This window comes from Methylobacter sp. Wu8, from assembly GCF_036440755.1.
GTDB lineage: Bacteria > Pseudomonadota > Gammaproteobacteria > Methylococcales > Methylomonadaceae > Methylobacter_A > Methylobacter_A tundripaludum_A.
In genome coordinates this window covers 38507-50875 of sequence record NZ_JAZGVT010000042.1, presented here as the reverse complement: position 1 = coordinate 50875, position 12369 = coordinate 38507, and the positions used below count along the sequence as shown (strand labels likewise).

At 52.0% G+C, this 12369-nt stretch carries 8 protein-coding genes and 1 pseudogene; 6 read left to right on the top strand and 3 right to left on the bottom strand.

Annotation, left to right across the window (positions count from 1 at the left end; translation table 11 throughout):
- Positions 1 to 169 (top strand): annotated as a pseudogene (locus tag V3O24_RS03575) (IS5/IS1182 family transposase); the annotation flags it as partial.
- A 198-nt stretch (positions 170 to 367) separates the two neighbouring features.
- Here the strand turns inward: V3O24_RS03575 and V3O24_RS03570 are convergent.
- The gene (locus tag V3O24_RS03570) at positions 368 to 3547 is read right to left on the bottom strand and encodes an EAL domain-containing protein (RefSeq protein WP_331306246.1); all 3180 of its coding nucleotides are present in this window, start codon (positions 3545 to 3547) and stop codon (positions 368 to 370) included.
- Positions 3548 to 4132: 585 nt separating this feature from the next.
- On the opposite strand from V3O24_RS03570, the gene V3O24_RS03565 reads away from it, so the two are divergent.
- From V3O24_RS03565 to ppk2, 3 genes are all read left to right on the top strand, one after another.
- Complete coding sequence (locus tag V3O24_RS03565; protein WP_104424765.1) at positions 4133 to 4648, top strand: aspartate carbamoyltransferase; 516 nt, start codon at positions 4133 to 4135, stop codon at positions 4646 to 4648.
- Between the two features lie 252 nt (positions 4649 to 4900).
- Complete coding sequence (locus V3O24_RS03560; protein ID WP_331306245.1) at positions 4901 to 5923, top strand: class I fructose-bisphosphate aldolase; 1023 nt, start codon at positions 4901 to 4903, stop codon at positions 5921 to 5923.
- Positions 5923 to 6681, top strand: coding sequence for a polyphosphate kinase 2 (gene ppk2, locus V3O24_RS03555; RefSeq protein ID WP_331306244.1), 759 nt, complete (start codon positions 5923 to 5925; stop codon positions 6679 to 6681). Before V3O24_RS03560 ends, ppk2 begins: the two co-directional genes overlap by 1 nt.
- Before the next feature lie 50 nt (positions 6682 to 6731).
- On the opposite strand, the gene V3O24_RS03550 is transcribed toward ppk2, so the two are convergent.
- Together V3O24_RS03550 and V3O24_RS03545 are read right to left on the bottom strand one after the other, a co-directional pair.
- A complete protein-coding gene (locus V3O24_RS03550; protein ID WP_104424768.1) occupies positions 6732 to 7067 on the bottom strand; it encodes a hypothetical protein in 336 nt (111 codons plus the stop codon).
- Between the two features lie 126 nt (positions 7068 to 7193).
- Entirely contained in the window at positions 7194 to 7829 is a 636-nt protein-coding gene (locus tag V3O24_RS03545) for a TetR/AcrR family transcriptional regulator (RefSeq protein ID WP_331306243.1), read from the bottom strand.
- 165 nt (positions 7830 to 7994) lie between these two features.
- On the opposite strand from V3O24_RS03545, the gene V3O24_RS03540 reads away from it, so the two are divergent.
- Together V3O24_RS03540 and V3O24_RS03535 are read left to right on the top strand one after the other, a co-directional pair.
- Positions 7995 to 9152, top strand: a complete 1158-nt coding sequence (locus V3O24_RS03540; RefSeq protein ID WP_331306242.1) for an efflux RND transporter periplasmic adaptor subunit — start codon at positions 7995 to 7997, stop codon at positions 9150 to 9152.
- Positions 9153 to 9155: 3 nt separating this feature from the next.
- The gene (locus V3O24_RS03535; RefSeq protein WP_331306241.1) at positions 9156 to 12368 is read left to right on the top strand and encodes a multidrug efflux RND transporter permease subunit; all 3213 of its coding nucleotides are present in this window, start codon (positions 9156 to 9158) and stop codon (positions 12366 to 12368) included.
- The last annotated feature ends 1 nt before the right edge of the window (position 12369 follow it).

Sequence of the window (12369 nt, the reverse complement as noted above, 5' to 3'; positions counted from 1 at the left end):
CGACAATCGTTATCAACGGGACAAAAAGCGCAAGCGCTGTCAGCGTCGGGCAGCCATTGAGCCGATCATTGGTCATTTAAAGTCCGACTTTCGCTTAGTCAGAAACTTCCTCAAGGGCACCGTCGGGGATTGCATCAATTTATTGCTGGCAGCCTTGGCCTGGAATTTCAGCCTCTGGATGAGGCTATTTTTTGCGCTGATTTTGAGCGTTAAAACGATTAAACCATCCCTGTTTCGGCTGACAGGTACCTCAAAAACGCTATTCGTTGAAATGGCTTCCGCTTAACAACTGGGGTTACCGGCTGAGATCGGAGTCTCGGTATCTGTAGGCATGGTTCGGGGGCTTTTTTCAGGGCTGACTATATACTCAGCTACGATTTTCAGGATCAATAGAGATCATGCTCGCGTCTCTGGGTTTTGCAACACCCGCCAGTAACTGACTTTCCAGCTCCTCGACCGGTACCGGCTTGCCAAACAGATAGCCTTGAAACACCGTACAGCCCAGAGATTTTAGAAATTCATCCTGTTCATGATCCTCCACCCCTTCCGCAACCACGTTGATCCCCATCAACTTACCCAGGGCGAATACACTGTTTATAATGAAGGCGTCATTGCTATGTTCCTTAATGCCGTCCACGAAGCTTTTATCGATTTTTATCTGGTCAAGCGGCAGGTTTTTCAGATAGCTGAGCGATGAGTAGCCGGTGCCGAAATCATCCATGGTAAGAAGCACACCGATAGACCTGAGTTCCAGCATTTTTTCGATGGCGGTATTCATTTCTTTCAATACCATCCCCTCGGTCAGCTCCAGTTTAAGCTGCATCGGCTCAATAGCATATTGCGTCATGATCTCGCGCACTTCATCGACGAAACCGGGTTGATAGAACTGTCTGGCGCTAAGGTTTACGGCAATACTGAGTTTTCGGGTCAAGGGCCGGTCGCGCCACACCTTGAGTTGGGCGCAGGCGGTCCGCAACACCCAACGCCCGATAACCAGAATGGTATCCGTCTCTTCGGCGACCGGAATAAACTGCATCGGTGAAATTAAGCCAAGATCGGGATGATTCCACCGAATCAGCGCCTCCACGCCGACCATCTGGCCATTGTCGTCAACCTGGGGCTGGTAGAAAAGCTTTAATTGATCATTGTTGATGGCCTGTCTTAAAGCGAATTCAAAGTTAACCCGTTGCTCCAGCTCTTGTTGCATGGCCGGATCAAAAAAACGGTACGCATTTTTGCCGCTCTTTTTTGCGGCATACATAGCGGTATCGGCCCGCGCCAGTACGGCATCGGCTGTCGTGGCGGGATCGCCGATCAGCACTACGCCGATACTGCTTGAGCAATTATGTACGACACTGCTCAAGCTATAAGGCTCGGCCAACGCCGCAACAATCTTTTCCGCAACGTTTTTTACTTGAACCGCGGCATTGTCATAGGCGGTATCAAGATCCTCCAGCAGCACGATAAACTCATCGCCGCCCAACCGCGCCACCGCATCTACTTCACGCACACAGGCTTTCAGCCGGTGCGCAACTTCAATCAGCAACTCATCGCCCACACCATGCCCCTGAGTGTCATTTAACAACTTGAAATTATCCAGATCGAGAAATAACAACGCGGCGTGACATCCTGTACGCGCATTAACGGCGATGGCATGATCCAGGCGCTCAGTCAACAGACGCCGATTCGCCAATCCAGTCAACGTATCGTAGAAAGCCAGGTTTTTTATCTTTTCCTCGGACACTTTGCGCTCGGTAATGTCCTTGAAATTCCCCACATAATGGGTGATCCACCCCAATTCATCCTTAATGGCCGTAATGGCGAGCCATTTTGGATAGACGTGTCCATCCTTGTGCCGATCCCATATTTCCCCTTCCCACTGTCCATCGCGTTGCAAAATGTAGTGCATGGCGTGATAAAAGTCGGGATCATGACATCCTGACTTAAGGATGGAAGGTTTCTTGCCGATGGCTTCCTCCGGGGTATAACCGGTAATCTGGGTAAATGCCCGATTGACGCGCACGATAATTTCGTCGGCGTCGGTAATAACGATACCTTCCTGAGTCTCGAACGCGGCAGCGGCAATATGCAATTCCTGTTCGGCCCGTTTGCGTTCGGTGATGTCTCTAAAAAAAGCGACAAAATATCCACTGCCTTCATCGATGAAAGAAACATTGACTTCAACATCCCACTCGCTGCCGTCTTTACGGCGATGCCGGGTTTCAAACGTATCGGTTCCCTGCCGCATAATATTGGCGATGCGTTCTGCCGTTTCCTCCGGGGATTCCTGCGCTTCCAATTCACTAATACGCATACCGACCAATTCCGTTTCGGAATACCCGGAAAGGCGGGCATACGTGGGGTTGACTTCCAACAACCGCCCTTCGCTATCCACTTGCCAGAATCCTTCCCCTGTGCTTTGAATGACCGAATGGTATTTTCTATGCCGCTGCTCAAGCTCGGCGGTACGCTCAACAACCTGTTTCTCCAGCTCACGTTCGGAGGTTTTCAGCCTGTTTAGCGTGTCACCCAATTGTTGGTCGATGCTATTGAACAGCAGCCCCAACTCGGCAATTTCGCAGTAATCTGTTGAGCGGACCCTATGCGTGAAGTCTCCCCTGTACAAGGCCCGCGCCATATCGATTAGGTCGATCAGCGGTTTTGTCATACGCCTGCCGACCATCGTTGCGATTAACCAGGCCGCACAAGCAAAAAGGAGGGTCGCGATGCTCAGCCCGAAAACCAATCGCCTCAATGGCGCGAAAGCTTCCGCCTGCTCAATATGTGCCATGATGCAACCGCCGCCGATCTCCGGCACAAACGAAAAACCATGAATGACGGGAACGTTGCGATAATCAACACCGAGAACCTGGTTGCTTTCATTGTGCGAACAGCGCCCCATCGGTTCAACAGAAATGTCTTGAATAAGCCCTTGAGGCGGCGGAAAACGCGGCTTGGTGACAAAGAAGCCTTGGTTATCAGTCAGAAAAGTTTCTCCTGACCGCCCCAATAGAGAAGATGCGACGAAAATATCTTGCAATCGTTGTCCAGGATAAGTCGTCACCAGGCTCAAGCCCGATGCCGAATCGAGCGCAATAAAGGAAATCAAGCGGGCGCCGTTTACCTTGGAGGTTGATATGGCTGCTATCTGCCCAGGCGGAAACGGTTTATTAAAGGTATCGAGCGACATAGCATCGGCGCCCACAACAATGTCGTTTTCGATCCCTGAATGCAGGGTAAGACCGGCCGCATGATTGATGTCGGCAAATATCTCTATTCTGTCCCGGGCGCAAGCATTGAAACCTTCGCCGCTACCGCGACAGACGGCAATTAAAGTCTCCAACAAACCTTTAGCCCGCTCGTTATCTTCATACAGCCGCCTACGCGTTGCTTCATAGCATGTGTTGGCTATCTGTCCCACATCCTCAACACGGCTTTCCTTGATCGCATCGTATAAAAACCAGTACGCCGCAACGCCTATTAATCCGGTAGGCAGCAGAATGCATAGCAGCAGCACGGCAGTTAAATGTGTTTTTATTGTTGTCATTTTTTACCGCCCGCTCATTTTACGTGGCTTTTTAAAAACCATAAACACAGCACTCTTGGTCCGGTTATTTCTCGAACTTGTGCAATTTAAGCGCAATACTTCGGAACAGCTTAACCGGTATAGTTTCTGCTCTCGGCCAAGAACAGGAGCTGACGACCATACAACGCCAAAAAAAGATGTGACACGGCACACAAAAGGTTATTTCCACAATGATAAAAAGTATATCTGTCTTTTAGCACACAAAAAACAAGCATGTAAAACCAAATTAATGCCGCCAAGAAGAAATCGCCGCAGTCAGCAGCATTGGAACCGATCATTATTTCGGTCATATTTAAGGCGTACAGCCATCAAAGATCAGGGCAGAGCGCCATTTTCTTAGGATAGAGCTACCCATTAGCGCTTATTTTATTACGCACGGTGTTTCCACGTTTGCCGCGCCGAGCACCGCTCTGCAACAAACAAAGGCCACGTAACATCAGTTATGTAAGTAATTGTACGGATTTCTTATGGTGCGCAAACGCCAGATACTTCGTTATGCGTTTTTAGCGGTTCTCATCTAGCTTTAACTAAACGAGGAGTAAGACTGTGAAAAATCACCTATTAATATTGACCGGATTTATACTATTTTCTGCGACAGCATCGGCTCTTGAAAAAACCGCCGCCGCGCCTAACGATCAAGTACATCAACGCACTCAGCAATCGGCGCCGTTTGCCCTGGATCAAACCCTGGAAACATTTACCAAAACCGTTCATGGCGGAGTTCAGCATGTAATCGCCAAATCGGCGGACAATGCCGGGCAAATAAAATTAGTCCAGACGCATCTGCTGAAAATTGCCAATGAGTTCAGAAAAGGTGATTTTTCTGCGACAGAGCGCATCCACGGCGCCGGCATGCCGGGCCTCGCCCAATTAAAAAAGGCGGAAACTAACGATATAAAATTTGAATACGAAGCCTTACCTAATGGCGCACAAATCCATTATTCGACTGAATACCCCCGGTTTGTTGAAGCGCTACATGAATGGTTTGACGCCCAGAAAAGCGAACACGGTAACGATGAAATACCGGCGCATAGCCGGCATCATTCCTCCCCTGCCGAGTAAATTAAGACCGCCAACCCCATATTCCACGGCTTGAGACCTTGCAAGTCGAAATCGGGGTGCTTCTGACGGTATGACAACGGAGATTGCCGCCGAAAATCGAGTTCAGGAGGATCGTTTGATCCTGCGTAACAACACGGCCCGGCAAATATCCGGCCAGCGCCAATGCCCGGTCTTCAGCCGCCGCCGATCCGCTTACTCGGTTTTCTTTAAACGCGGCCTACAATAGCGCGAAGTCATAACCGGAGAGTTATCATGAGCATACAAACCGAACTGCAATCCACAATTACCGACCTGGTTGTCAAGGGCAAAGGCATACTGGCCGCCGATGAGAGCCACCCGACCATGACCAAGCGCTTTAAAGCGATCAATGTAGAATCAACTGAGGAAAGCCGCCGCGCTTATCGCTCATTACTGCTGACTACGCCGGGCTTAGGCGAATTCATCAGCGGCGTTATCCTGTTTGAAGAAACCCTGGAGCAAAAAACCGATGACGGCAAGCTGCTTCCGCAAGTGGCGGCCGAACAAGGCATAGTACCGGGCATCAAAGTGGATAAAGGCACCCTGCCCCTGGCAAATGCAGCCGGCGATTTAATTACCCAAGGCCTGGACGGACTGGCTGAACGACTGACGGGCTACAAAGAACATGGCGCCCGATTCGCCAAATGGCGCGAGATTTATTCCATCAGCGCACTTAATCCGACTCCGCTCGGCATAACCGCTAATGCCGAGGTATTGGCGCGTTACGCCGCGATTTGCCAGTCACTGGGCATCGTACCTATTGTCGAACCGGAAGTGTTGCTGGACGGCGACCACACCATTGAGCGCTGCCTTGAAGTGACGGAAGCTGTCCAACATGCCGTATTCCATGCCTTGCACAGGCATCGTGTGGAACTGGAATATATCGTACTCAAGCCCAGCATGGTGGTGCCGGGTAAAAACGCTCAAAACAAAGCAAGTCCTGAAGAAATTGCCGAAAAAACCCTTGCGCAGTTGCGCCGTTCCGTCCCCGCGGCAATGCCTGGAATTAATTTTCTTTCCGGCGGACAAACGCCTGAGGAAGCCACGGTAAATCTTAATGCCATGAATGCGATGGCCGGCAATGCACCGTGGCAATTAAGCTTTTCTTACGGACGGGCATTGCAGCAACCGGTGCTGCAAGCGTGGCAAGGAAAACCGGAAAATATCAAGGCAGCGCAAAATGCGTTATATAAACGCGCGAAACTTAATGGCGCTGCGCGCTACGGCAGCTATACGGCGGAAATGGAAAAAGAATAATGAACCGGAAAGAATACAAAAAAACGCTACACCAATTGCAAATCGAGCTGGTCAAGCTCCAGAATCATATTATCAAGCATAACGATAAGATTCTAATCATCTTTGAAGGCCGCGACGCCGGCGGAAAAGACGGCACGATAAAACGCATTACCCAATATCTGAGCCCCCGTGAAACGCGCACGGTGGCTCTCGGCAAACCTTCTGACCGGGACAACAGCAGTTGGTACTTTCAGCGTTACGCGGCGCACCTTCCCTCCACTCAGGAAATGGTGCTGTTCAACCGCAGCTGGTACAACCGCGCGGGAGTGGAACGCGTTATGGGATTTTGCACCGATGAGCAATACCATGAGTTTCTTGAAACCGTACCCGACTTCGAGCAGATGCTGATTCGGTCCGGCATTAAACTGCTGAAATATTATCTGGATATTAGCCGGGATGAACAAAAGAAACGCCTGGAAGACCGGGAGCAAAACCCGCTCAAGCAATGGAAAAGCAGTCCCATCGATAAAGCGGCGACTAAGTATTGGGATGAATACAGTCTGGCCCGCAACATCATGCTTGCCAGAACCCATCACATCAACGCGCCCTGGACTGTTGTCAGGGCTGACGATAAACAATCCGCCCGCATCAACGTGATTAAAGATATGTTGTTTCGTCTTGATTACAAAAACAAGAACGAAAAGCTGATATTGCCTGACGCAAATATCGTTTTCAATTATGACGAAGGTTACCTGCAAAACGGCATGATTGCGCCGTAATTATTAGCCTTGCAAAGATGCAAGGCCGGACAAGAAAACTCACGGTTTCTTCAATAATGGTAATGAAGGCCGCATTTCCCAAAGAGCCGATTGCTGAGGGGAGCCTCGCCTACCGTGTTCTGAATAACATCCATATTGCAATTCACGTTAACCGGTTTTCTCTTTAATGCAAACGCTTGAGCTTCGGTGTCGCTGTCGCGCGTCGCCGCATTCATTAATCCGCTTGTTTTTTCTGCCGCGAGCCATTGATTCGGCAATGTTAATATTAATTTAGCAGGCGGAGCCGTCTTTTTAAATGTCTTTACAGGAACCGCATGCACGGGCATCGAATAACAAAGAACAATAATAGCCGTCAATATCGTCTTTAAGAAAATAGCCATTTTCATGATTTTTCCCCAAGCTAACCTCAGTCATTACAAAGAGTAGACAATATGGCGAAAAAATCAATATTTGATGGTTTTTTATTAAGTTATATTAATTTATTAATGTAGAGTGACAAGCCGCAGCAAAAACTATCCCCTCACATTATTCAGGCAACCACGCAGGAAGAGTCCAACGGACTGCCGGACCCAAACATCGATTTCCGCTTCGTCGGGTGTTGGTTCCAAACCCAGTTGCAGCTTTTGAAACCGTCCATTGCGTAATGCGCTCAAGAAATGGTCGGCAAGAAAATGCGGATCTACCGCCGCAAAATACCCCGTTTGCTGCTGCCGGGCGAAAAACTGCGTGAGATGATCGAGAGTGCGTTGCGGCCCTTGCTCATAGAATTGAGTGGCAAGATCGGGAAATCGCAGCGACTCGCCAATCAGTATGGTGCGCATACGCACCACCTCCGGCCTTGTGATCCGATACAGGAATTGCTTGGCAAAAGAAATTAATGCTTCCTCTGGAGAATTCTCCAGAACATTTTCCTCCGACAGGCTGGTGACGAATTGGTCGCTGCAGCGCTTGATCACAGCGCCGAATAATCCGGCCTTACCGCCGAACTGACTATAGATAGTCCGCATTGACACGCGCGCATCCCGCGCGATGGTTTCCAAACTGAGGTTGCCGTAGCCGTTTTCAAGGAAAAGGCTGAAGGCTGTGTCCAACAGCCGGTCACGGCTTAGGCATTCTTCCCCTTTTCGGGGACGCCCGCATTTAATCATGGTGTAGCACTCACAAAATTAGTTGACTAAAACAGTAGGATACCTTAGATTAAATGATAATATATCTTATCATTTATTACTATCAAATATCAGGGTGTAAAGACGATGAAAAAAGAAACGTATCTATCGGTTGCTATCCATCGCTTGAACATCCCGAAAAGGTCAATGCAGCGCACACGAAACGGCATGCTTGCCGCCGTCACCCTGCTGGCGCTGGTCGGGTGCGGAAATCAAGACGATCCCGGCTCTAATCAGCGCCCGGCGCCCAATGTCAAAATCGCGCAGCCTGTGTCCCAGCAAGTTACTGAATGGGACGAATACACCGGGCGTATCGAAGCCGTGGAATCGGTAGACGTGCGCGCGCGGGTCAGCGGCTACCTGGATAAAGTCAACTTCAAGGCAGGCGACCAGGTAAAAAAAGGCGACCTTTTGTTCCAGATCGACCCGAAACCCTTCACCGCTCAGTTGAACTATGCCGTAGCTGAACTGGAAGGCGCTAAATCCCGGCACGAATTGGCAAAAAACGACCTGGCGCGCGCCGAGCGTTTGTTTCGCGCCAAAGCCATTTCCGAAGAGGAGCATGACGCCCGCAGTAAGGGGCTGCGCGAAACACTTGCCGCCGTTCAGTCTGCTGAGGCCAATGTTTACACGGCACGGTTAAATCTGGAGTATACCCAGGTGCGCTCCCCGATAAACGGACGGATCGGCCGCGAATTAATCACCGCCGGTAACGTGGTCAACGGCGGCGGATCGGATCCAACCCTGTTGACCTTTATCGTCTCCACCGACCCTGTTTATGTTTACGTGGATGCGGACGAACGCTCGGTACTGAAATACCGGCGCCAAGCTCAGAAAGGAGGTACGGGCAACATGGGCGATGAACACACGCCGGTCGAGTTGGCTGTGGCCGATGAGGTTAACTTCCCCCACCTGGGCCAACTCGATTATATCTCGCCGCGTGAAGATGCGGCCACGGGTACCCTGACCATGCGGGGTGTATTCGCCAACCCGGATGGATTGTTAAGTCCCGGCTTTTTTGCCCGCATGCGGGTTCGCGGCAGCGCTCCGTACCCCGCGATATTGATTCCCGACCGGGCTATCGGTACGGACCAGGCGCAGCAGTTTATCTGGGTAGTCAATCAGGAAAACCAAGTGGAATACCGCAAACTATCGCTGGGTGCGCATATCGGCGATTCCCGCGTGGTTACCGAGGGGTTAAAGCCCGACGAATGGATTGTTACCGAAGGCATCCAGAAACTCAAACCGGGCATTAAGGTGAATCCTGAACGCATCTCGCTGACCAAGCAAGATGGAGCAAAGTAGACCATGAACCGATTCACTCACTTTTTCATCGACCGCCCGATTTTTGCGGCGGTGTTATCCATCATCATTATCTTGGTCGGCGGACTTGCGCTGATCGGCCTGCCTATTGCCCAATATCCCGAGATTGCGCCTCCCACCGTCGTGGTCAGCGCGGTCTATCCCGGCGCCAACGCCCAGGTGGTGGCCGAAACCGTGGCCACGCCTATCGAGCAGGAAGTGAACGGCGTCGAGGACATGCTGTATATGTCCTCCCAGTCGTCCAATAGCGGCAGCATGGCGCTGACGATTACTTTCAAGCCGGGCACCGACCTCGACAAGGCCCAGGTGCTGGTGCAAAACCGCGTGGCATTGGCCGATCCCAGGCTGCCTCAGGAAGTGAGCCGGCAAGGCATCAGCGTCAAGAAACGCAGCCCGGACTTGAGCCTGGTCGTCAACCTGATCTCCCCGGACAAGCGCTACGACAGCGTTTATTTAAGTAACTACGCGTTGCTGCAAATCAAGGATACCCTGGCGCGGCTGCCCGGCGTCGGTGAAATTCTGATTTTCGGCGCCCGCGACTACAGTATGCGTCTCTGGCTGAATCCGGAAAAAATCGCCGCCCGCAACCTGACCGCCAGTGACGTGGTCAACGCTATCCGCGAGCAAAACATCCAGGTTGCGGCGGGCGTAGTCGGCCAACAACCGACAAAGGAGAACGTCGATTTCCAATATACGGTCAGTACCACGGGACGGCTCATGGCGCCTGATCAGTTCGCCGAAATCGTCATTAAGAAGGGCAAAGATGGCCAAGTGACCTATCTGAAGGACGTGGCCCGCATCGAGCTGGGCGCCAAGGACTACAATTCGGGACTGCTGATGGACGGCGAACCTTCGGTGGGCCTCGCCATCTTCCAGCTGCCCGGCTCCAACGCCCAGGAAACAAAAAAAGCGGTCATAGAAACCATGGAGAAACTCAAACCGCGCTTTCCCCAAGGCCTTGATTACACGATTGTTTATGACACCGTTATATTTGTCGAGCAATCCATCGACGCCGTCATCAAAACCCTGCTTGAAGCCATCCTTCTGGTCGTGCTCGTGGTCGTGATATTTTTGCAGAACTGGCGCGCCACCATCATTCCGTTGCTCGCCGTACCGGTATCTTTGATCGGCACCTTCGCGGTAATGTCGGCATTAGGCTTGTCGCTTAACACCTTGTCATTGTTCGGCCTGGTGCTGGCTATCGGTATCGTGGTGGATGACGCCATCGTAGTGGTGGAGAATGTGGAGCGCCACATCGCCGAGGGATTATCGGCCAGGGACGCCACCCGCAAGGCTATGGAAGAAGTGGTAGGCCCTATCATCGCCACGGCTTTGGTGCTGGTCGCCGTGTTCGTACCGACCGCCTTCATCACCGGCGTTTCGGGCGCTTTCTACAAGCAATTCGCTCTAACCATCGCGGTATCCACCGTCATATCGGCATTCAATTCACTGACCTTAAGTCCGGCCCTGTGCGCGCTGTTGCTGGATCGGGCGCACGGCGACAAGGACCTGCTCACGCGGCTGGTTGACCGCCTGTTCGGCTGGTTCTTCGTCCGCTTCAACCGCTTCTTCGACTCTTTCAGTGAAGGCTATTCTCGGCTGGTCGGCAGACTGATTCGCATGACCGCTGTTGTAGGGGTGCTGTATGTCGGCCTCAATGGACTTAATTTCCTGGCCTTTGAAAAAGTGCCGACAGGTTTCATTCCTCCGCAAGACCAGGGCTACCTGGTTATGTATGCGCAACTGCCCGACGCAGCTTCTCTTGCGCGCACTCAGGAAGTGGTCCAGAAGGCCACCGGTATTATCCTGGAAACGGAAGGGGTCAAACATTTGATTGCCTACTCCGGCTTTTCGATCCTGAGCGGCTCCAGCCAATCCAACGTCGCCACGATGTTCGCGACGCTGGATGACTTCGGACAGCGCTCAGGCCATCCTGAGCTTCACTCCACCGCTATAATCAAAGACCTCCAGCAGCGTCTTTCCAAAATCGAAGGCGCCCAAATCGCCGTATTTGCGCCGCCCCCGATCCGGGGCATGAGTTCGGTGGGCGGTTTTAAGCTGCAAGTCCAGGACCGCTCCAATGCCGGTATTGCCGCGTTGCAGAGCACGACCAACGAGATGATCGCCAAAGGCAATCAGCAACCGGGATTGGCCGGACTGTTTACGACCTTCCGTGCGGAAGTGCCGCAACTTTTCCTGGACGTCGACCGCACCCGCGCCAAATCGATGGATGTCCCGTTGAAAGAAGTTTTCGATACCTTGCAGATCTATCTGGGTTCCATGTATGTCAATGATTTCAACAATTTTGGCAGAACCTACCAGGTCGTGGCGCAGGCCGACTCGGAGTTTCGGATGGAACCGTCGGACATCGCCGAGCTGAAGACGCGGAATAATCAAGGCGGCATGGTGCCGCTCGGGTCGCTGATGTCGGTTAAAAAAATTACCGGCCCCAACAACATCAGCCATTACAACATGTACCCGACAGCGGAAATTAACGGCGCCACCTTGCCGGGAGTCAGTTCCGGCCAGGCGATTACCATCATGAATAAACTGATGGACGCGGAACTGCCGCCCGGCTTCGACTTTGAATGGACCGAACTCAGCCTGCAACAGGTATTAGCCGGAAACGTCGCCATGCTGGTTTTCCCGCTAAGCGTGATCTTTGTGTTTTTAGCCTTGGCAGCCCTGTATGAAAGCTGGTCGTTACCGTTTGCGGTGATCCTGATCGTGCCCATGTGTATTCTGTCTTCGTTGGCCGGCGTATGGTTGCGCGATATGGACAACAACATCTTCACCCAGATCGGATTTATCGTACTGGTGGGTTTGTCCAGCAAGAACGCTATCCTGATCGTCGAGTTTGCAAAGCGGCGGCAAGAGGACGGGATTAACCGTTTCGATGCGGCGGTGGAAGCGTCGCGGATACGGCTACGCCCCATCTTGATGACCTCCTTCGCTTTCATCATGGGCGTGTTTCCGCTAGTCAAAGCCCAAGGGGCGGGAGCGGAATCACGGCAGCTGCTGGGTACTGCGGTGTTTAGCGGCATGTTGGGGGTGACGCTGTTCGGTCTTCTGTTAACGCCGGTCTTTTACGTGATCGCTCAGGGCTTGGCGCAACGCTGGCAAGCCTCAAGGCGCAAGGCCCCGGTCTTGATGCCGCATGAGCCTGTGTCCGGCCCCGACTTATCAACCAAGGAATAAC